Source organism: Nostoc flagelliforme FACHB-838, from assembly GCF_014698065.1.
GTDB classification, from domain to species: domain Bacteria; phylum Cyanobacteriota; class Cyanobacteriia; order Cyanobacteriales; family Nostocaceae; genus Nostoc; species Nostoc flagelliforme_B.
This window is the reverse complement of sequence record NZ_JACJSI010000034.1, coordinates 1-21,751: the sequence shown is the minus strand read 5'-3', so window position 1 is coordinate 21,751 and position 21,751 is coordinate 1. Positions and strand designations below refer to the sequence as shown.

At 44.2% G+C, this 21,751-nt stretch carries 15 protein-coding genes and 1 pseudogene; 11 read left to right on the top strand and 5 right to left on the bottom strand.

Annotated elements, in window-relative coordinates:
- Positions 1–209: 209 nt before the first annotated feature.
- A complete protein-coding gene (gene hisD / locus H6G97_RS17885; protein WP_190942075.1) occupies positions 210–1,511 on the bottom strand; it encodes a histidinol dehydrogenase in 1,302 nt (433 codons plus the stop codon).
- 658 nt (positions 1,512–2,169) lie between these two features.
- Between hisD and rpsT the strand changes: the two genes are divergently transcribed.
- The 7 genes from rpsT (at position 2,170) to H6G97_RS17850 (ending at position 16,107) form a co-directional block, all read left to right on the top strand.
- The gene (rpsT, locus tag H6G97_RS17880) at positions 2,170–2,469 is read left to right on the top strand and encodes a 30S ribosomal protein S20 (RefSeq protein ID WP_190942074.1); all 300 of its coding nucleotides are present in this window, start codon (positions 2,170–2,172) and stop codon (positions 2,467–2,469) included.
- A gap of 162 nt (positions 2,470–2,631) precedes the next feature.
- Positions 2,632–3,429, top strand: a complete 798-nt coding sequence (locus tag H6G97_RS17875) for a TatD family hydrolase (protein WP_190942073.1) — start codon at positions 2,632–2,634, stop codon at positions 3,427–3,429.
- A 748-nt stretch (positions 3,430–4,177) separates the two neighbouring features.
- Complete coding sequence (gene rpoB / locus H6G97_RS17870; protein ID WP_190942112.1) at positions 4,178–7,477, top strand: DNA-directed RNA polymerase subunit beta; 3,300 nt, start codon at positions 4,178–4,180, stop codon at positions 7,475–7,477.
- Between the two features lie 109 nt (positions 7,478–7,586).
- Positions 7,587–9,464: a DNA-directed RNA polymerase subunit gamma gene (locus H6G97_RS17865; protein WP_190942072.1), complete on the top strand. Its 1,878-nt coding sequence runs from the start codon at positions 7,587–7,589 to the stop codon at positions 9,462–9,464.
- A 120-nt stretch (positions 9,465–9,584) separates the two neighbouring features.
- Positions 9,585–13,634, top strand: coding sequence for a DNA-directed RNA polymerase subunit beta'' (locus tag H6G97_RS17860; RefSeq protein WP_190942071.1), 4,050 nt, complete (start codon positions 9,585–9,587; stop codon positions 13,632–13,634).
- A 464-nt stretch (positions 13,635–14,098) separates the two neighbouring features.
- The gene (locus tag H6G97_RS17855) at positions 14,099–14,683 is read left to right on the top strand and encodes a class I SAM-dependent methyltransferase (RefSeq protein WP_338421752.1); all 585 of its coding nucleotides are present in this window, start codon (positions 14,099–14,101) and stop codon (positions 14,681–14,683) included.
- A 95-nt stretch (positions 14,684–14,778) separates the two neighbouring features.
- A complete protein-coding gene (locus H6G97_RS17850) occupies positions 14,779–16,107 on the top strand; it encodes a hypothetical protein (protein WP_190942070.1) in 1,329 nt (442 codons plus the stop codon).
- 151 nt (positions 16,108–16,258) lie between these two features.
- Here the strand turns inward: H6G97_RS17850 and H6G97_RS17845 are convergent, their stop codons facing one another.
- The 3 genes from H6G97_RS17845 to H6G97_RS17835 form a co-directional block, all read right to left on the bottom strand.
- Positions 16,259–16,696, bottom strand: coding sequence for a response regulator (locus tag H6G97_RS17845; RefSeq protein WP_190942069.1), 438 nt, complete (start codon positions 16,694–16,696; stop codon positions 16,259–16,261).
- Between the two features lie 181 nt (positions 16,697–16,877).
- Positions 16,878–18,245 (bottom strand): DUF3370 domain-containing protein, encoded by a 1,368-nt coding sequence (locus tag H6G97_RS17840; RefSeq protein WP_190942111.1) that lies wholly within the window; start codon positions 18,243–18,245, stop codon positions 16,878–16,880.
- Positions 18,246–18,276: 31 nt separating this feature from the next.
- Positions 18,277–18,798, bottom strand: coding sequence for a pyroglutamyl-peptidase I family protein (locus H6G97_RS17835; protein ID WP_190942068.1), 522 nt, complete (start codon positions 18,796–18,798; stop codon positions 18,277–18,279).
- Positions 18,799–18,856: 58 nt separating this feature from the next.
- Here H6G97_RS17835 and hisH point away from each other — a divergent pair, with 58 nt between their 5' ends.
- A complete protein-coding gene (gene hisH / locus H6G97_RS17830; protein ID WP_190942067.1) occupies positions 18,857–19,492 on the top strand; it encodes an imidazole glycerol phosphate synthase subunit HisH in 636 nt (211 codons plus the stop codon).
- 73 nt (positions 19,493–19,565) lie between these two features.
- Positions 19,566–20,162, top strand: a complete 597-nt coding sequence (gene rsmD / locus H6G97_RS17825) for a 16S rRNA (guanine(966)-N(2))-methyltransferase RsmD (RefSeq protein ID WP_190942066.1) — start codon at positions 19,566–19,568, stop codon at positions 20,160–20,162.
- Between the two features lie 45 nt (positions 20,163–20,207).
- Here the strand turns inward: rsmD and petG are convergent, their stop codons facing one another.
- Positions 20,208–20,321 carry a cytochrome b6-f complex subunit V gene (petG, locus tag H6G97_RS52560; protein ID WP_063721252.1) on the bottom strand — a complete coding sequence of 38 codons (114 nt, stop codon included), beginning with the start codon at positions 20,319–20,321 and terminating at the stop codon, positions 20,208–20,210.
- A gap of 209 nt (positions 20,322–20,530) precedes the next feature.
- Here petG and H6G97_RS17815 point away from each other — a divergent pair, with 209 nt between their 5' ends.
- Positions 20,531–20,905: a c-type cytochrome gene (locus H6G97_RS17815; RefSeq protein WP_190942065.1), complete on the top strand. Its 375-nt coding sequence runs from the start codon at positions 20,531–20,533 to the stop codon at positions 20,903–20,905.
- Positions 20,906–21,283: 378 nt separating this feature from the next.
- Positions 21,284–21,655, top strand: a pseudogene (locus tag H6G97_RS17810) (peptidylprolyl isomerase); the annotation flags it as partial.
- Positions 21,656–21,751: the final 96 nt, after the last annotated feature.

Sequence of the window (21,751 nt, the reverse complement as noted above, 5' to 3'; positions counted from 1 at the left end):
AGTGAATTGTGGCAACTCGTCTAGAGAGGCTTTCCACGAGTTTGTGGCACAGTAAACACCTGCCCCAGAAACTACTGTTGGCAATGCCCGACTTGTAGACGCTTAAAAGGCAGCTGAAGGCAGGATAGCAACTGGCGTACTTTAGCGTAGCTCACCGTCGGTATCGCTATCCCAACTTTTAGTTATAAGAAAAAATTAAGCATTCCAAATCACTCTTCTTGCTGAATTCGGCGTCGTACTGAATCAGCATGAGAAGGTAAACCTTCTGCTGTTGCTAGCACATCAATGGCACCAGCTACATTTTGCAGTGCAGTTTGGGAGTATTGAATAATACTAGAGTGTTTGAGGAAAGTTTCAACCCCCAGTGCCGAAGCATAGCGGGCAGCCCCAGAAGTTGGCAAGGTATGGTTAGGACCTGCCAAATAGTCTCCTACAGCTTCTGGTGTTGAGTAACCCAAAAAGATTGCCCCAGCGTGACGAATTTGTGGGAGGAGCGCCCAAGGGTCTTTGATTTCTAATTCCAGATGTTCGGGGGCAAATTCATTTGAGAGTTCTGCTGCTGCTTGGAGCGATTCCACAAGGATAATCAAGCCGTAGTGAGCGATCGCTTTTTCTGTGTCTATTCGCCGTGGATGATCCACTAACTGTCTTTCCAAAGCTAACTGCACGTTTTTCGCCAAAGCAGCATCTGTCGTCAGCAAAATTGCTGCCGCCATTGGATCGTGTTCGGCTTGGGCCAGCAAGTCAGCAGCTACATGCACTGGATTTGCGGTTTCATCGGCAATTATCAGCACTTCGCTGGGGCCTGCTAAAGAATCAATACCAACGATGCCGTAGACAAGTTTTTTCGCTAGGGTGACATAAATGTTACCAGGCCCAGTAATTACATTCACTTTTGGAATCGTATCCGTGCCATAAGCTAAAGCAGCGATCGCTTGTGCGCCCCCAATGCGATAAATTTCTTGTACCCCTGCTTCTTGGGCAGCCACCAAGACTGCTGGATTAATTACACCCCCTGGCCCTGGTGGTGTCACCATCACCACATGGGGTACAGCAGCAACATGAGCTGGAATTGCATTCATCAGCACTGTACTGGGGTAGGCGGCACGACCACCAGGGACATATAACCCGGCTCGGTCTACGGGGGTGTAGCGTTTGCCCAGTACTACTTCATCATCGCCAAAGTGTACCCAGCTTTTCGGTACTCGCTGACGATGAAACACTTCAATTTGGCGGCAAGCTAGCCGAATTGCGGCTAACAACTCCTTCGATACCTGTTGATAGGCTGCATCCAGTTCCGAACCTGTAACTCGGAGTTCTTCTGCTTTCAGGGTTTGTTTGTCAAATTCAGCTGTGTAATGCAATACAGCTTTGTCGCCTTGGCGCTTCACTGCTTGCAAAACTTCCCGTACCGTTGCTTCTTTGTGAAGCACCTGTTCATCATGGGTGCGCTCGCAGATCCGTTGTAGTTCTGCTCTAACGTCTGCCTGCTGAGTAATGATTCGCAGCATGGAGTAAGGACAATGCCAAAATAATAATATTTATTGCCACCTGAGATTTAGTATTGCTCTTGACCCACTGGGGTATGTAAGCTGACTCTAATTCTCTTCTCTAGCTTAACCTGGATTTTTTTGATACTCTCAAGGCTACCAGCATATAGTTTGCTTGCGAAGGTAACTTAATTGTTTACTCCAACAAGCCTCGGCAGGCTAGTGGCAGAAAGCAGGTGTGCCATTTCCTGCTACCCTTATACCCTTTGCCTCACTTCTTGCGGGGTGCTGGTGGTGTGTTTGCATATTTGTGCAGATTACGATATATCGGTTCTATACTTGGAGATACCTGAAATTTAGCTTTTTACAGTCGCTTGCCTTTGACAATACATCTGTTTTGCGGCCAGATTATTATTTATTATTAGCAATCACATTGCTTAATAAGGTTGTGGTGATTTAGGGTAACAGTTTTATCTAGATGTATCTCATTCTAACGCATTTCCTAAATTGACAACAGACTGAGTTGGGTACTGGACAAGCATAACTATTAATTATTCACCAATGGCGCCATACTGAATCCCAGAATTTTTTTAGGAAATTATAACATTAGCAATTTGGATGCTATATTAGTAAGTCTAGTAGTGTGTGTACATAATTAATAGTATTTTTGGAATTGACTGTGGCGAATACAAAGTCTGCTCTCAAGCGTGCCGGAATCGCAGAACGTAACCGACTGCGTAACAAAGCTTATAAATCAGCAGTCAAGACGCTGATGAAGAAATACTTTAATGCTGTAGCTGCCTATACAGCTAATCCTACCCCAGAATTAAACCAAGAAGTGCAGGATCGGTTATCTGAGGCTTACGGCAAAATCGATAAGGCGATCAAACGGGGTGTCCTTCACCCCAACAATGGGGCAAGGAAAAAGTCAAAATTAGCTCACAGACTAAAACCTCTGGCACAAACAGCGGTTGAGTAGTCATTTGTCCTTAGTCATTAGTTATTGGTATTGATCACACAAACGACAAATGACGAAGGACAAACAACATAGACGCACCAGCGGTGAAGCAGCGCGGTCTTGGGGGAAACCCCCAAGACCGACTGCTAAACCCGAAGCGCTTCCCGCAGGGTAGGACAAAAGATGCAACTGATAGACACGCACGTACATCTTAACTTTGATAGTTTCCAACCGGATTTAGCAACAGTGCGATCGCGGTGGCAAAAAGCAGGTGTAGTGCGTTTAGTACATTCCTGTGTTCACCCAGAGGAGTTTTCCAGTATTCAATCTATAGCCCAAGAGTTTCCCGAAATCAGCTTTGCTGTAGGATTACATCCTTTAGATGCTGAAAAATGGAATAGTGACACAGGCGAGAAAATCAAAACTTTAGCGAGTTCTGACTCGAATGTGGTAGCAATTGGGGAGATGGGACTGGATTTTTACAAAGCTGATAACTACGAACAACAATACATGGTGTTCGAGTCACAGTTGGCGATCGCATCTGAACTCAACTTACCAGTGATTATCCACTGCCGTGATGCTGCTGTGGCAACCAGAGAAGTGTTGCAAAAATGGCGGAAACTCAAAGGTGAAAGAGTGCGAGGTGTCATGCATTGCTGGGGAGGAACGCCAGAAGAAACTCAATGGTTTCTCGATTTAGGCTTCTACATCAGCTTTAGCGGAACGGTAACGTTCAAAAATGCCAAAGCGATCCAATCCTCAGCGGCGATGGTAAGTAGCGATCGCCTACTGATTGAAACAGACTGTCCATTTCTTGCTCCAGTTCCTAAACGGGGTGAGAGACGTAACGAGCCTGCCTACGTACTTTATGTAGCCGAGCAAGTAGCTAAACTGCGTCAGGAAACGTTAGAGGTGATCGCTCATCAAACCACTCAAAATGCCTGTGAATTATTCGGTCTGTCGATATCAAGCGTGTCCTAGGGTTTTTTGTTAAGTTGTACTAAAAAAATAAAACTATAGGGGGACAAAAATATGCTAATATTATTCCCTCAAAAACATTTTGCTTGCGCCATAATGATAAAGGAAGGAGCCTAAAACTTCTGATTTGACATTTTCCCGTGCTGTTATGGCTTGGCCATCCTCCCACTCTCTACAAGCGGATGCTCTCCACAGATGACTAACCGTGCCAATCCAAATTGAGCTAGACTTTTACACAACATCGGTTTGGTGTCTATTGAACCTATTCAAAATCGTTAAACAAAATTGGCTTGTGAGTAAAATTCAGCAAAATGAAGTGATTCTGATTCAAAGCCGAAAAGGTGCGGATCATCCCCTCAGTCTTAGGTTATCTAGCATATCACTGAGAGTATAAACAGCGAGGTGGATTAAAGACACACTGTGTAGTGCTGTGTCAGGGAATTAAGGCGCTTTTTGGAGGGGAAGTGAGGAAAGTAAATCAAACTCAGGGATATCTTAAATGTATATTCTTCTTGAAACAAAACTATAGCTGGTTTCTGGCTTCTGAGTCACCTATGAGCGGCGATTACCGCGTTGTCAAGATGGCTTATTCCTGCCAGCTTTAATCGCTGCGTTTGCCCACACCTGTAAATAACAAGTGTGTAAGAAAAAGTTTCCAATTCCCAAACAGCTAAGGACACTGGCTAGCGGTGGGAAGCGTCAAACAGCAGTGTCCAATGGAAAATTTAACCAGGTTGACAAAGGTAGAGGCATGACTAAAGAAACGTATATGGAACCCGCCTTTCTGTTGCCCGACTTGATTGAAATCCAGCGGTCAAGCTTTCGCTGGTTTTTGGAAGAAGGGCTGATAGAAGAACTTAACTCCTTTAGTCCTATTACAGATTATACGGGTAAATTAGAACTGCACTTTTTGGGTCATAACTACAAACTCAAGGAGCCAAAGTACAGCGTCGAAGAAGCGAAACGGCGGGATAGTACTTATGCTGTCCAAATGTATGTTCCCACACGACTGATTAATAAAGAAACCGGGGAAATCAAAGAGCAAGAGGTATTCATTGGTGATTTGCCTTTGATGACCGATCGCGGCACGTTTATTATTAACGGAGCCGAGCGGGTAATTGTTAATCAGATAGTGCGATCGCCAGGCGTTTATTACAAATCAGAAATCGACAAAAACGGGCGACGTACTTATTCAGCTAGCTTAATTCCTAACCGGGGAGCATGGTTGAAATTTGAAACAGACCGTAACGATTTGGTGTGGGTACGCATTGACAAAACCCGCAAACTCTCAGCACAGGTACTCCTAAAAGCTTTAGGTTTATCAGACAACGAAATCTTTGACGCCTTACGCCACCCCGAATATTTCCAAAAAACCATCGAAAAAGAAGGGCAATTTTCTGAAGAAGAAGCCTTGATGGAGCTATATCGGAAACTGCGTCCTGGTGAGCCACCCACAGTCTTAGGTGGACAACAACTCCTAGACTCCCGATTCTTTGACCCGAAACGTTATGACCTTGGTCGCGTCGGACGGTACAAACTCAACAAGAAATTGCGCCTTTCTGTCCCAGATACAATGCGGGTATTGACTGCTGGCGATATCTTGGCAGCCGTAGATTACCTAATCAACCTAGAATATGACATTGGTAACATCGATGACATTGACCATTTAGGCAACCGTCGGGTGAGAAGCGTCGGGGAATTGCTACAAAACCAAGTGCGGGTGGGCTTAAACCGTTTAGAGAGAATCATTCGGGAACGGATGACTGTATCCGATGCCGAAGTGCTAACTCCCGCTTCCTTGGTGAACCCCAAACCATTAGTAGCAGCAATTAAAGAATTCTTTGGTTCCAGCCAATTAAGTCAGTTCATGGATCAAACAAATCCTCTAGCAGAACTGACCCACAAACGCCGTCTAAGTGCCCTTGGCCCTGGTGGTTTAACCCGTGAACGAGCTGGTTTTGCCGTGCGAGATATTCATCCTAGCCACTATGGACGCATTTGCCCCATTGAGACACCAGAAGGCCCCAACGCCGGATTGATTGGCTCCTTAGCAACCCATGCGCGGGTAAACTTATACGGCTTCCTAGAAACACCATTTAGACCTGTAGAAAATGGGCGAGTCAGATTTGATCTGCCTCCAGCCTACATGACAGCCGATGAAGAAGACGATCTACGGGTTGCTCCGGGAGATATTCCTGTAGATGAAACCGGGCATATTATTGGGCCACTAGTGCCAGTCCGTTATCGCCAAGAATTTTCTACCACAACACCAGAACAGGTGGACTATGTAGCCGTATCTCCCGTACAGATTGTGTCGGTAGCAACTAGCATGATTCCCTTCTTGGAGCATGATGACGCTAACCGAGCGCTGATGGGATCGAACATGCAACGGCAAGCAGTACCTCTGCTTAAGCCAGAACGTCCTCTGGTGGGTACTGGTTTGGAAGCCCAAGGAGCAAGAGACTCCGGGATGGTGGTTGTATCGCGTACAGATGGCGATGTGACTTATGTGGATGCTACAGAAATTCGCGTCCGTCCTAAAACTAACACCTCGGAAATTAGATACACCCTTTCCAAGTACCAACGCTCAAACCAAGACACCTGTTTAAATCAGAAACCTCTCGTCCGCATTGGTGAGCGTGTCGTTGCTGGTCAAGTTTTGGCCGATGGCTCCTCCACCGAAGGCGGTGAATTGGCGCTAGGACAAAATATCGTCGTTGCCTATATGCCTTGGGAAGGCTACAACTACGAAGACGCAATTTTAATCTCTGAAAGACTGGTGCAGGATGATGTCTACACCTCAATTCACATTGAAAAGTATGAAATTGAAGCCAGACAGACAAAATTGGGGCCAGAAGAAATCACCAGAGAAATTCCCAACGTTGGGGAAGATGCCTTGCGTCAGTTGGATGAACAGGGAATCATTCGCATTGGGGCATGGGTAGAAGCTGGTGATATCTTAGTAGGAAAAGTCACACCCAAGGGTGAATCTGACCAACCGCCAGAAGAAAAACTGTTGCGTGCCATCTTTGGTGAGAAAGCACGAGATGTGCGAGACAATTCTCTGCGAGTACCAAATGGTGAAAAAGGTCGCGTAGTTGATGTGCGCTTGTTTACTCGTGAACAAGGTGATGAACTGCCCCCAGGAGCCAATATGGTAGTCCGGGTGTATGTCGCTCAAAAACGCAAAATTCAAGTTGGGGACAAAATGGCAGGACGCCACGGTAATAAAGGGATTATTTCTCGAATATTACCGGCGGAAGATATGCCTTATCTACCCGATGGTTCACCAGTGGACATTGTACTTAACCCTTTGGGCGTACCCAGTCGGATGAACGTCGGACAAGTATTTGAATGCCTCTTAGGTTGGGCTGGTCAAACCTTGGGAGTGCGATTTAAGATTACTCCCTTTGATGAAATGTACGGCGCAGAGTCATCTCGCCGAATCGTGCATGGCAAATTGCAAGAAGCACGAGACGAAACAGGGAAAGACTGGGTATATAACCCAGATAACCCAGGCAAAATCATGGTGTATGACGGTCGTACAGGCGAACCCTTTGACCGAGCAATTACCATCGGTGTGGCTTATATGCTGAAACTGGTGCATTTGGTGGATGATAAGATCCACGCCCGTTCTACAGGCCCATACTCACTGGTAACTCAGCAACCCTTGGGTGGTAAAGCACAACAAGGTGGTCAGAGGTTTGGAGAAATGGAAGTGTGGGCATTGGAAGCCTTTGGTGCAGCTTACACCTTACAGGAATTGCTCACAGTTAAATCTGACGATATGCAAGGACGGAATGAAGCGTTAAATGCGATCGTTAAAGGTAAGGCAATTCCTCGACCTGGAACCCCAGAGTCCTTTAAGGTGTTAATGCGCGAGTTGCAATCATTGGGGTTAGATATTGCTGTACACAAGGTAGAAACTCAAGCAGACGGCAGTTCCCTAGATGTGGAAGTCGATTTGATGGCAGACCAATCAGCCCGCCGCACACCTGCTCGACCTACTTACGAATCTCTTTCCCGCGAATCTCTGGAAGAAGACGAATAAGAATTAGGGCATAGGGCATAGGGAATGGGAATAATGCCCAATGCTCTATGCTCGATGTTCCAAAACTAAATATACTCAAAACTCATAACTCGAAACTCAGCACTTAAGTATGAGACCTGCCCAAACTAATCAGTTTGACTACGTAAAAATCGGCTTGGCTTCCCCCGAACGCATTCGCCAGTGGGGCGAAAGAACATTGCCCAATGGTCAAGTAGTCGGTGAAGTTACCAAACCAGAAACGATTAACTACCGAACTCTCAAGCCAGAGATGGATGGTTTATTTTGTGAACGCATCTTTGGCCCCGCGAAAGATTGGGAATGCCATTGTGGCAAGTATAAAAGAGTTCGTCATAGAGGTATTGTCTGTGAGCGCTGTGGGGTAGAAGTCACCGAGTCACGGGTGCGTCGCCACCGCATGGGCTATATTAAACTCGCTGCTCCAGTAGCTCACGTTTGGTATCTCAAAGGCATTCCTAGCTATATTTCCATCCTGTTGGATATGCCCTTGCGGGATGTCGAGCAGATTGTTTATTTCAACTCTTATGTTGTCCTGAGTCCAGGTAATGCCGAAACTTTAACTTACAAACAGCTACTGAGTGAAGACCAGTGGTTGGAAATAGAAGACCAAATTTATAGCGAAGATTCTGTGCTGCAAGGCGTAGAGGTAGGTATTGGTGCTGAAGCGCTGTTGCGTTTGCTTGCCGATATCAATTTGGAACAAGAAGCCGAAAGCCTACGCGAAGAAATTGGCAATGCCAAAGGACAAAAGAGAGCCAAGCTAATTAAGCGACTGCGGGTAATTGACAACTTTATCGCCACTGGTTCAAAACCAGAGTGGATGGTAATGGCAGTTATCCCCGTAATTCCCCCAGACTTGCGCCCAATGGTGCAGCTAGATGGCGGACGGTTTGCTACCAGCGATTTGAATGATTTGTATCGGCGGGTAATTAACCGCAACAATCGTTTGGCACGCTTGCAAGAAATTTTGGCACCAGAGATTATTGTGCGGAACGAAAAGCGGATGCTGCAAGAAGCAGTGGATGCTTTGATTGACAATGGTCGTCGGGGACGCACTGTGGTCGGGGCAAATAACCGACCCTTGAAATCTTTGTCCGACATTATTGAGGGTAAGCAAGGACGTTTCCGACAAAACTTGTTAGGTAAACGGGTTGACTACTCTGGACGTTCTGTAATTGTGGTCGGGCCAAAGCTGAAAATTCACCAGTGTGGTTTGCCAAGAGAAATGGCAATTGAGCTATTTCAGCCATTTGTGATTAACCGCCTGATTCGTAGCGGCATGGTAAATAATATCAAAGCTGCAAAAAAGCTAATATCCCGCAATGATCCCAGTGTTTGGGATGTGTTGGAAGAGGTGATTGAAGGACACCCTGTAATGCTAAACCGGGCACCAACGTTGCACCGCTTGGGTATTCAGTCTTTTGAACCAATTTTAGTAGAAGGTAGAGCGATCCAACTGCATCCTCTGGTGTGTCCGGCGTTTAACGCCGACTTTGACGGCGACCAAATGGCGGTACACGTTCCTCTTTCTTTAGAAAGTCAGGCTGAAGCGCGGTTGTTAATGTTGGCTTCTAACAATATTTTGTCACCAGCCACGGGTAAACCCATCATCACACCTAGCCAAGATATGGTATTGGGAGCCTATTATTTAACAGCAGAAAATCCTGGTGCCACAAAAGGGGCAGGAAATTACTTTTCTTCGCTAGAGGATGTAATTATGGCTTTCCAGCAAGATCAAATTGACTTGCACGCCTACATCTATGTGCGGTTTGACGGTGAAATAGAATCAGACCAACCGGATACAGAACCCGTGAAAGTGACGGAAAACGAGGATGGTACCCGCACATTACTCTATAAGTTCCGTCGAGTCAGACAAGATGCTCAAGGTAATGTCCTTTCTCAGTATATATACACAACTCCAGGTCGTGTTATTTACAACAATGCCATTCAGGAAGCACTAGCAAGTTAATTCGTAATTTCTAATTCGTAATTCGTAATTAAAGAATTAATTACGAATTACGTAGCTTGCTTCTCGCGTTTGGCGAGTATTACGAATTATTAATTATTGATGACTCAGGACTAATGATTAATGACTAACGAAAAAATGATTTTTCGCAATCGCGTGGTTGACAAAGGTCAACTAAGAAATTTAATTTCTTGGGCTTTTACGAATTATGGTACAGCGCGAACAGCAGTGATGGCGGACAAATTGAAAGATTTGGGATTTCGCTACGCGACCAAAGCAGGGGTTTCCATCAGTGTAGATGACTTGATGATACCACCAACTAAGCGATTGCTCTTAGACGCAGCCGAGGAAGAAATTCGCGCTACTGAAACCCGTTATCAACGGGGAGAAATTACTGAAGTAGAACGCTTCCAAAAGGTAATCGATACTTGGAATGGTACTAGTGAAGCCTTGAAAGATGAAGTAGTCGTTCACTTCAAGAAGACTAATCCCTTAAACTCCGTATACATGATGGCATTCTCCGGGGCACGGGGTAACATCTCTCAAGTTCGGCAGTTGGTGGGGATGCGGGGACTGATGGCAGATCCTCAAGGGGAAATTATCGATTTGCCCATCAAAACCAACTTCCGTGAAGGGTTAACTGTGACGGAATACATTATTTCGTCTTACGGTGCCAGAAAAGGATTGGTGGATACTGCCTTGCGGACGGCTGACTCTGGTTATCTCACCCGCCGTTTGGTGGACGTATCCCAGGATGTAATTATTCGGGAATTTGACTGCGGCACCACTAGAGGTCTTGCAATTCGACCAATGACAGAAGGTGCCAAAACCTTGATTCCTCTGGGAACCCGCTTGATGGGACGGGTAATTGGCGAAGATGTCGTGCATCCGGTAACAAAAGAAGTGATTGCAGCACGCAATTCCCCAATTTCAGAGGATTTGGCGAAGAAAATTGAAAAATCTGGGGTGGGAGAAGTTGTGGTGCGATCGCCACTAACTTGTGAAGCCGCACGTTCTGTATGTCAACACTGTTATGGCTGGAGTTTGGCCCACGCCAAGATGGTAGATTTGGGCGAAGCTGTGGGGATTATTGCTGCCCAAAGTATCGGCGAACCTGGTACCCAGTTAACCATGCGAACATTCCACACGGGTGGTGTGTTTACTGGGGAAGTGGCGCAACAAGTTCGTTCTAAAATTGATGGAACTGTCAAGCTTCCCCGCAAACTGAAGACTAGAACGTATCGTACCCGCCACGGGGAAGATGCCCTTTATGTTGAAGCGAATGGCATCATGCTTCTGGAACCCAAAAAAGAAGGTGATGTTACTCCAGAAAACCAAGAAGTTCATCTGACTCAAGGTTCAACACTATATGTATTTGACGGAAATAAGGTAAAACAAGGTCAGTTGTTGGCAGAGGTTGCCCTTGGTGGACGCACAACTCGGACTAATACAGAAAAAGCAGTTAAAGATGTAGCCTCTGACTTAGCAGGGGAAGTGCAATTTGCCGAAGTTGTTCCAGAACAAAAAACTGACCGTCAAGGTAATACCACAACCACAGCCGCACGCGGTGGTTTGATTTGGATTTTGTCAGGGGAAGTTTACAACTTGCCGCCTGGTGCAGAATTGGTAGTAAAAAATGGTGATGCGATCGCTTCTAATGGAGTTTTAGCAGAAACCAAATTAGCCAGTCTGCACGGCGGTGTGGTGCGTTTGCCCGAAGCTACCCCAGGTAAGAGTACCAGGGAAATCGAGATTATCACCGCTTCCGTGGTCTTAGACCAAGCAACGGTGACAGTCCAAAGTTCCCAAGGTCGCAATAACTACTTAGTCTCCACAGGGAACAACCAAGTATTTAACCTCCGGGCTACACCAGGCACAAAAGTGCAAAATGGTCAAGTAGTAGCTGAGTTAATTGATGACCGCTATCGGACAACCACTGGTGGTTTCCTGAAATTCGCAGGTGTAGAAGTTCAGAAAAAAGGCAAAGCCAAGCTGGGTTATGAAGTCGTGCAAGGCGGTACTCTTTTGTGGATTCCCGAAGAAAGCCACGAAGTTAATAAAGATATTTCCTTGCTGTTGGTAGAAGACGGTCAGTTTGTAGAAGCTGGCACCGAGGTAGTAAAAGATATCTTCTGCCAAAACAGTGGTGTGATAGAAGTTACCCAGAAAAACGACATCCTACGGGAAGTTGTGGTAAAGCCGGGAGAACTATTGATGGTGGACGATCCAGAATCAGTTATTGGGCGAGATAACACCTTCATCCAACCAGGTGAGGAATTCCAAGGTAATGTCGCCACGGAATTGCGTTATATCCAATATGTGGAGACACCAGAAGGGCCTGCCTTGTTGAGTCGTCCAGTTGTTGAGTTTGCCGTACCCGATAATCCAGATGTGCCATCAACTACATCGGTGAGTCAACAAACTGGGCGATCAATTCAGTTGCGAGCTGTGCAGCGACTACCTTACAAAGATTCAGAACGCGTCAAATCTGTTGAAGGCGTAGAACTGCTGCGAACCCAGCTAGTGCTGGAAATTGAGCAAGAAGGGGAACAAGACCATAATGCTTCACCCCTGGCAGCAGATATTGAATTGGTAGAGGATACTGAAGACCCAGAAGTTCAACGTTTACAACTGGTAATTTTGGAATCCTTGGTAATTCGTCGAGACATTACCGCCGATGCCACGCAAGGTAGCACCCAAACCACACTTGAGGTACACGATGGGCTTACCATCGCCCCTGGAGCTGTAGTTGCACGTACCCAAATCTTGTGTAAAGAAGGCGGGGAAGTGCGAGGCGTTCGACAAGGAAGCGAAAACGTCCGTCGCTGCTTGGTGTTGCGCGACGCTGATAGGCTGACAATTAATACTAGTACTCAGCCCAAGGTGAAAGTGGGTGACTTGCTAGTAGAAGGTACAGAAGTTGCTCCTGGAGTTTTTGCCCCAGAATCAGGGCAAGTAGTGGATATCAAAAATGCCGCTGCTGCATCTGGTGGAGAATCAGCTCTGAGTAATAAAAACTTCGTTATTACTACCCGTATCGGTCGTCCTTATCGAGTCAGCCCTGGTGCTGTGTTGCAGATAGAAGACGGCGATTTGGTACAACGGGGTGATAACTTGGTGTTGCTGGTGTTTGAACGCGCCAAAACCGGAGATATCATTCAAGGTTTGCCCCGGATTGAGGAACTACTTGAAGCTCGTAAACCCAAAGAAGCGTGCATTTTATGTCGCCGGGCGGGTGAAGTTAAGGTAGTTTACGCTGAGGGTGGTGATGAAGCGATCGCTATCAAGGTTGTAGAATCAAATGGCGTGGTGACAGATTATCCTCTGGGGCCTGGACAAAATTTGATTGTGCCAGATGGCTCAATGGTATTAGCGGGACAACCGTTGACTGATGGCCCGTCCAATCCGCACGAAATTTTGGAAATCTTCTTTAGCTTGGGTTCTGAAGACGGAATCTATGCTTGTGCCAGCATTGCTTTACAGAAGGTACAAACCTTCTTGGTGAATGAAGTGCAAATGGTATATCAGTCTCAAGGGATTGATATTTCCGATAAGCACATTGAAGTGATTGTTCGCCAGATGACCAACAAAGTCAGGATTGATGATGGTGGTGACACCACAATGCTTCCTGGCGAATTGGTGGAACTACGCCAAGTTGAGCAGGTAAACGAAGCTATGGCAATTACAGGCGGTGCTAGGGCACAGTATACCCCAGTATTGTTGGGTATCACCAAAGCATCGTTGAACACCGACAGCTTTATTTCTGCCGCATCTTTCCAAGAGACAACACGGGTACTTACCGAAGCCGCGATCGAAGGCAAATCCGACTGGCTGCGCGGATTAAAGGAAAACGTGATTATCGGGCGATTGATTCCGGCTGGTACTGGGTACAATACCTATGATGAACCCGGTGCGATCGAAGATTATGCTGCTGAAATTACCAGTAGTGTCTTGGATGAAGTTGATGACCCCCTGGATATGGTCTTAGATGACCGTACAGCTCGCACCTATAATTTAGATTCTCCTACTCTTGGGGAATCTGGTTTTGGCAGCAGACGTGCAGAAAGGTCAGTTCTAGATGAAGAAGATGAGTTAATCGCCGATGAAGTAGCAGACGACGACGATTACGAGGAAGAAGAGGAAGACGACGAAGATGATTTTGATGATGAATAGAGACTTGAAATTTTGTGTCTCTATTAAAAGGTAAAAGGTAATATCAAGTCTAGTACGTGGTTTATTACTGTCTTAACAGTAATAAACCACGTTTCATTAGGAGTCTGCTCGACTACCCGTAAAAAACTATCCCACCCCTTGACAAGGCCAGCAATCAATACTATTAATCGGTTAAATATTTTAAACTTAGAAGAAAGGTTAAACGTATCTAAAGCTTGTAACTATTTAATAACACGAACTTTAAAAAAGCCAGTAATTCCATGCACGATCACGAAAGGTTGGTTGATTTGAGACGCACTCATTTCCAGAAACGCTTACTTCTAAATGAGCAAGTCATTAACTTAGCAGGAAATATAGATACCCATGCCTTCTTAAGAAACCCAGCATCTCACAACATTTTTCTTTATCTGACAGACTACGTAAAAGTTTTTTCTGAGTATTAGTTTAAGACAAGCTCAAATAAAATACGCGTTCTTGATTGGGGGTGTGGTAAAGGGCATATTTCCTTTCTAATGCGTGAAATGGATGTCCAAATCACCAGTTGTGATGTGCGCGGTACTGGTACTGGTGACTCAGCTTTTGGTCAGACTACACCCATTATAGAAAAAGCATCCTTAACGGTTGTTCCTCTAGAACATCCTTATTTACTTCCCTTCGACGATGCAAGCTTTGATCTCGTTTTAAGTTTTGGAGTCCTTGAACATGTTCCCAATGATCTTGCTTCTCTCAGTGAGATTCATCGAGTGTTAAAACCAGAGGGCCTTTTCTTTTGTTTTTTCCTTCCCTACTACTTTTCCTGGACTCAGCGTTTAGCTCATTTGCGGGAAGACTTTTATCATAACCGCTTGTATTCCAAAAAGATGGTGAAAGACCTCCTCAAGGAAACCAACTTTGAACTGCTTGACCTTTGGCATAGGCAACTTCTGCCTAAAAATAGTGTTTCATACGCTAATTACCACGTTTTTGAATCTGTAGACCAATGGCTAAGTGAAAACACGCCTTTTAAACACATTGGAACTAACATTGAATTTGTTGCTTTTAAAAGTTAGGCTGCTTGTTTCGTGAGCATAAATCTAGCTATTGCTAGATGCCGTAATTCTCTCAAAGGCTATAATCTACATCTGTTGCACCGAGAGATTAACTTGTGGATGTCATATTAGAACGATCGCACCAATTAAAACAAGCCTTAGTTGATTTTGTCCTTGATGCTGAAGGCGAACTGGCAAAAGCACTGGAAACTTATGCAGCCGCACAGTTGCGCCGTGGAAGTGGAGATAGTACGCAGCAGGATTTAATCATCGATAGCTTTCTGACAGCCGGAAAAGTCGGTGATAAGTCTCCATTAGAGTTGTTTATCGAAAGCAATCCAGATTTAGAAGAAAGCGATCGCAGCCTGATCCAAAGTTGGCATCATAGTTTTATTGGCTTATTTGCCATAACAAGTATTCTACCTGATGGCTTTGAATTGACGAACTGGTTGACAGATAAACACTACATCGTCAAGCCAAACAATACTCAAACATTACAGGCAATATCTCGGTTGAAAGTCGGAGAAATCTTGCTCACTCGCATTTCTCCTGTAACCGATAGCTACTGGATGTTTTCTGGCCCCTACACAATAATGGGTAAGTTAGGTAAACCAAAACTTGCTGTAGCAATTGGTAATTTCAAAGAAAACTATAAAAGTAATCTTTACAGCGATGCTCCAGACTTGCTAGAAGAAGCTTGGCAGTCAGTAGCACAATATCATCAGCAGTTTGTGGAATTTTTTGGTACTGATGAAATCACACTATCTGGATACCAGCTTAATAAAAAAATAGCGGAATTTCAAGAATTAATTACTGAAAAAACATTGGCCGCCGCAGGAATTGATACTTCTAAATCTCTGGCTGAAGTGGCAGAAGCGGCTGGCATTGGAGACGATGAAATCAAAGCAGCAGCACAAGAATTTGGTGCTGACTCCAATGCAGTCTCTCAGATGTTTAATAGCAAGGGCGGCAATAGGAAAATGGTTATGCCAAAGGTTGATTTGCCTGCTGAACTCAAGAAAGCAGAACAAGTAACGGCTCTTTCTCATCCCCGTTGGGGACAAATGTTTTTACCAACATATAGTAAAGTACAAGCAATTTTATCAGCAGAGGACTGGCAAAGTATTCAAGGGGCTGAAAAACTAGTTCGATACTACCTTGAAGATAAAAGTATTAATGCTTTTATTTGGCATCGATTAGCGCAACAGTATCCAAGTAAATTAGAAAATGTGTTGCAAACAGTTCTGCAACGTCCAGAGTTTAACCTTGAAAATGACTTGGATACACTTTTGCAAGAATTTAACAAACCTATTGAGCCAGAGTTACCAGAAATTGCTAGCGTCCCTATACATCTACACAACTTATTTCAAGAAGCTTTAGGAGAAGTTAACAAATCCAAGCCCAAGGCTAAGGGGCAAAAAAAACCAGCAAAGGGTTTTCAATAAAGTTAACAAATATATGCAACATCTCACCTTGCCAGCTTAGGGCTTGGTTTCCAAGCTAGAGCCAATTTGTAGGAGTGTACAGCTAGCTGTACCTCCCAACGCGATTGGATAAAATCAGTATCAAAAACGATATAAAACTAAATATTTATACTTAAATAACGGTAGATAGCAGCTGAACAATCTCAGCGACGATTTCCTCTGGACTCTCAAGCTTAACTAAAAATTTATTAAAGCCAGCATTCAAAGCCTTATGACTGGAAACGTCCCGTGTATAAGAAGTGATCGCGATCGCAGGCAACTCTCTTAGAAATGGGCGAGAATGCACTCGAATTTGCTCAATTAACCAATTTCCATCATGTTCGGGCAACTTCACATTGCACACTAGAATATCGGGATGAAGCGATTCGACTAAGGTAAGGGCTGCTTCTGCATCGGTTAAAGCCATCACCTCTGCACCAGCTGCTTGCAAAATGAAGATGAGCAAATCTGCAATATCTGGCTCATCCTCTACCAGTAAAATCAAGGTTCCAACAAGCGGCTGGAGCGAATCTAACTCAGTTTCTTGATTCATTTTTTGATCGGTTGCCATGCCGTCCCTTTATTGCCTGCTATAGTCTGCTATTTCTATTGCAATGTATGGAGCGGAATAAGTATTCACCCTAAATATAGAAATTTGGGGTGAAAAGCTGATCAATATGAAGAAGTTAATTCAGGGATTATTTTGATAATAGGTAATTAGAGACAAGTTATTACCTATTACCCATTGATCATTACCGAGCTTCAGCTTGAGTTGAAACTGTTAATACTTGTGGTGGTGTGGCATCTGGTGGATAGAGAAAGTCAACTTCTACTAAAGAGCGATCGCCTGCTTTCATATTTAATAAAACTAATGGTTCCCCTGGTTGACCTCTCTTTTGCACCAAATGCACAAACTCTGTTTTTGGCTGACCTTGGTCATCTTTATAACGTACCCGCACTGTACCCCGGAAGAAAACTTGACGGGCTGGTGTACTGAAAAAGCGTAACCCTGGTTTGACTAACTGATCCTCTTTGAGCGGGGTCTGTATGGATACACTAACGGTTTGAGGATTTTGAGTATTGTTGTATAGCGGCAACTTAAGATTATATTGAATCCCATAGTTACCATGAGCGCGATATGCAGTGTCAGGATACCGCACCAGCATGGGCGCACTTTGAATTTGACCAGTTCCTAAGGTACCGCCATGCAAGCTACTCAGAGCGTAGGAAAAAACTTGACCAGGCTGGGGAATAGTCAGATACCTGGCTTTAGGATTATCCACTAATAAGGCTCTCCATCGTGAACCACCAGCCACTCCAGCTACACGCCCATAAATTCTTGGTTTGCCAGTTTCCTCTAAGGGAGTGGGCACTTTATCTCGTGGCCCAGCCACATCACTATTATTGAGTAAATTTTGCCACTCTTCTAAACTAGGCGATCGCTCACTGCCATCAGGATTCACCCGTGCAAACATAGCGAGGCTGGCTGCATAGACAGTGCCATTACTTTGCAGTCGCATGAACGTAGAACGACCATTAAGAGGTGGTGTCAGTCCCTGCACAGGGATTGGCAAATTTAGTAACATCCGACTTTGCCCTGCTGGAATGTCAATTTGAGCAGGGAAACTCTCTTGTCGCCATCCCCTGAGTACATCAGACATAACGCGATCGCCTGGCCCGGCAAAAACTTTACCTAAAAGATTTTGGCTAAAAGATGGTAACTGAACAAATGGTGCATCCGGTTGACTTAAATAACTCGCTGCCTGCCAAATATTCACCTTCACTGGTTCCGAACTAGGGTTATGTAAAATTATCCCTAAATAAAGAGAACGTAAATTCTCTGCTGGTTCAGCCCTGGCAACGTGATGGGCAAAAATATCAAATCGTCCCCGAAAGGGAAAATTCAGATGCGCTGTTGGCACTTTTTTCCCATCTGGAGGAAAGGTAGAAAGTAAAATCCCTTCTTTCAACACCAATTCTGGGCTATTGCTGTTAAACGTTGGCACTGTATCCAACTTACCTGGTAAAGGTCGTACTTCCTGTGGTTGCACGACTTCTTCAGGCGGTGGTGTGGTAGGAGTTAATTGGGCTATCGGGAAAATTAGTAACAATGGCAACATATACTTAGATATTTCTTTCACCATACAGACATTAACAGCTTGATGAAAGTGCCAGTTTGTTAATAATTAATACGAAATCGGCAAGAATCCCAATCAAATTTTCTTGATTGAGAACCGGAACGTGGACAAAAATACAACGTGCCGTGAGTTTATTTTGATTTAAGTATTCCGACACTGAATAGTAAAGACCCTCACAGACAAATTTTCCACAGTCGTGGCTAATCTGAATTCCTGCTGATTCTGCCACTAATTTTTCTAAATCAACTTCTGTCTGCAAAACAATTTCTTTCCAGCTAGCAACTGCTTCCACACTTAATTGTGTACGGCTTGCAGCCATGCCACAACAGATGATGTAATCAGGTTGGATTGCATTAATTTTTTCCATTACCTGAGCGCTGGCAAGTTGCACATCTACGGGTAACTGTCGTAAAAAAGTTAAGTGATGTGGTATCAGATCAAGTTTGCTAACTTCAAATAATAAATCATCAGAAGAATTTGACTGTTGATCCTTTAGCCAAGTGTCAAAAGAAGTTAATAGAATTCTTTTCTTCATAACAAATATTATTTAGAATAGAAAAACCCTCCATAATAAATTTACAAGGAGCAGGTAAATGCCAGTAATTGCGGTCGTAGATTACGAGATGGGAAATTTGCATTCAGTCTGTAAAGGCTTGGAAAAAGCTGGAGCAACTCCTAATGTTACTTATTCTTCAAAGGAATTAGAACAGGCAGATGCAATAGTCTTACCGGGAGTAGGAGCATTTGATCCAGCAGTGCAACACCTGCGAGCGCGTGGTTTGGAACAACCGATTAAAGATGCGATCGCATCTGGTAAACCTTTTTTGGGAGTTTGTTTAGGATTGCAAATTCTCTTTGAATCAAGTGCAGAAGGTACTCAACCAGGACTAGGAATTATCAAAGGAAAAGTGCGGCGGTTTCGCTCAGAACCTGACATCACTATTCCTCACATGGGTTGGAATCAGCTGGAAGTGACTCAACCAAAAAGCATTTTGTGGGAGCATTTACCGGCCGATCCTTGGGTGTATTTTGTCCATTCCTACTATATTGACCCCATAGACCCCCTAATCCGTGCAGCAACCGTCACTCACGGTACTCAAACCGTCACAGCTGCGATCGCCAATGAAAACCTGATGGCAGTCCAATTTCACCCCGAAAAATCCTCTAATATTGGATTGCAAATCCTGTCTAATTTCGTTGCTCAAGTACGCGAAAAAATTCCTGCCTAATATTCTTTTTGCCATCCTTCATTTGTCATTTTTCCTTTGTTAATAAATCAGAATGCCCAATGCCTAATGATCAATGAGTCTGAGAATTTACGGCAATCGCCAGCTAAAAACTTTACCAGGTAAAGAAACTAGACCCACTAGTGCGCGGGTAAGGGAGGCAGTTTTTAATATTTGGCAAGGAGAAATTGCAGGTTGTCGCTGGCTAGACTTATGCACTGGTACAGGTTCAATGGGCGCAGAGGCTTTGTGTAGAGGAGCCAGCCTAGTAGTGGGAATTGAACAATCGAGCCGAGCCTGTGCCACCATCCAACAAAATTGGCAGCAGGTAGCTAATGCCGAGCAAGAATTTCGGGTATTACGCGGAGATATCACCCAGCAGTTAAAGACTTTATCAAGCAAGCAATTCGATAGAATTTACTTTGATCCACCTTATGCCAGTGGATTGTATCAACCAGTATTAGAAGCGATCGCTCACCATCAACTTTTAGATCCTAGCGGTGAAATCGCAGTTGAACACGCCTCACAAGGTTGGACATCGCCAGAGATTCCCACTTGGGAAACTTGCCGCCAGAAAGCTTACGGCAACACATCACTTACTTTCTACAGAATTCGGAGTGAGGGATTAGGAGCAGATCAGGAAGATGAGGAACAATATAACAGACGCGATTAATCGCGTCTCTACTCCTAAAACGCGATTAATCGCGTCTCTACTTCCTCATCCTCCCAACTGATTTGGGCGCTTGTATTGCTTATAGGCAGCGTAAAACAGCCCGGCGAGGGTGACGAAAACTAGACCAAGGACAATACCTGATAGCAAGGGTTCAACCACTGAAAATCTCCTCTTTGTAATGATTAAATATTCGTTGCTTGTTTTTGATTTTACCAAATTTCGTATGAATCCTGCGTCCTACAGCTTTTTTGAAAGGTGATTGCCCACAAGAAAATAGTCTTCTGTGCTTGCAGACACAATCAAGAACTTTTAAGCTATGTGTAGGAATGAAAACTTTTTAGCACACCTAGACTTTCACAGCAAACCTTTTGGATAACAAGATTACCAAACCTGAAATTTTGATTCAGCGGATCGTTTTATTGATGCTGGCTATACTGCTAGCAGTGCCTTTGGGCTTTTTTGGAGTTCAGTTGGTTCAAGCCTCCGATCCATACGTTAAAAGTGTTTTATCCTTAACAGGAAACCCAGTTCAAGGACACGCGATCTTTCAAATTAACTGCGCTGGTTGTCATGGCTTGGAAGCAGACGGGCGAGTGGGGCCCAGTTTGCAAGCTGTTTCAAAGCACAAGTCTCGGTATGGGCTGATTCACCAAGTTATCAGTGGCGAAACACCACCAATGCCAAAATTTCAACCTAGCGCCCAAGAAATGGCGGATCTTTTAAATTATTTAGAGTCATTGTAGAGGTTAAATTTTTGGTTGTCGGACACATAAATGCCTCATAGAAAAAGGCAGCACATTTTACACTGCCTTTTTCAATATTTGACAAATTTTAACAGATAGCGAGAATTTTATTTTTTTATAGATGTGCAAAGCAAGGGCGGCTTATCACCAGCAGTCCATGTGCCTTGTCTTTTTTTAGTCGTATTTACTTACGTATAATCTGCGTTAAAAGTTTATATAAACTGTATATTTTAAAGTATGCTAATAAGTAAATATTGAATTATTGCGAAACAAGGCTAGCGTACCTAACTCGGTAAAATTAAGACAAAAGTTCCCAGTGAATGGGCTACGCTTTAGCTTCCTTAACAAACTAGATATTCTTGAGATGCCCGAAAGCTAATGACTGAAACGATCCAAATCGGTAATCGTACAATCACAGCTAGTGAACTGATTTCCTTACTGGCAAGTTACCAAATGCTGCCACAATTGCAGCGCGAATTGATCATTGATGAGGCGATAGCGCAAAACTCACGCTTTGCAAAGATAGAGTGTACGCCTGAGGAAATAGCCCAAGCTAAACAACAATTTTACGCTGAAAAACAGTTCAAAAATGAAGAAGACATCCAGGCTTGGATGGCATATCAGGGACTGACTCCAGATCAACTAGAAATTATTACAACTCGTAAGCTGAAAATTGAAAAATTCAAGCAAGTCACTTGGGGTAATAAGCTGGAATCTTATTTTTTTCAGTCTAAGAGGGTGTTTGAAAAGTTTTAGGGAGTCAAAATTTAAGCAAGTCGCCTCACCATAATACGGATCATGGAAAGGTAGATAAAAGTCTCAGAGGTTTCGGGCAATAACTCATAA

Coding starts and splice junctions, on each gene's coding strand:
- hisD (WP_190942075.1), bottom strand. CDS start 1,511: ATGCTGCGAATCATTACTCAGCAGGCAGACGTTAGAGCAGAACTACAA.
- H6G97_RS17835 (WP_190942068.1), bottom strand. CDS start 18,798: ATGAAGAAAAGAATTCTATTAACTTCTTTTGACACTTGGCTAAAGGAT.
- H6G97_RS17860 (WP_190942071.1), top strand. CDS start 9,585: ATGACTAACGAAAAAATGATTTTTCGCAATCGCGTGGTTGACAAAGGT.
- rsmD (WP_190942066.1), top strand. CDS start 19,566: ATGAGTCTGAGAATTTACGGCAATCGCCAGCTAAAAACTTTACCAGGT.
- H6G97_RS17840 (WP_190942111.1), bottom strand. CDS start 18,245: ATGTTGCCATTGTTACTAATTTTCCCGATAGCCCAATTAACTCCTACC.
- hisH (WP_190942067.1), top strand. CDS start 18,857: ATGCCAGTAATTGCGGTCGTAGATTACGAGATGGGAAATTTGCATTCA.
- rpoB (WP_190942112.1), top strand. CDS start 4,178: ATGACTAAAGAAACGTATATGGAACCCGCCTTTCTGTTGCCCGACTTG.
- H6G97_RS17865 (WP_190942072.1), top strand. CDS start 7,587: ATGAGACCTGCCCAAACTAATCAGTTTGACTACGTAAAAATCGGCTTG.
- H6G97_RS17845 (WP_190942069.1), bottom strand. CDS start 16,696: ATGGCAACCGATCAAAAAATGAATCAAGAAACTGAGTTAGATTCGCTC.
- H6G97_RS17875 (WP_190942073.1), top strand. CDS start 2,632: ATGCAACTGATAGACACGCACGTACATCTTAACTTTGATAGTTTCCAA.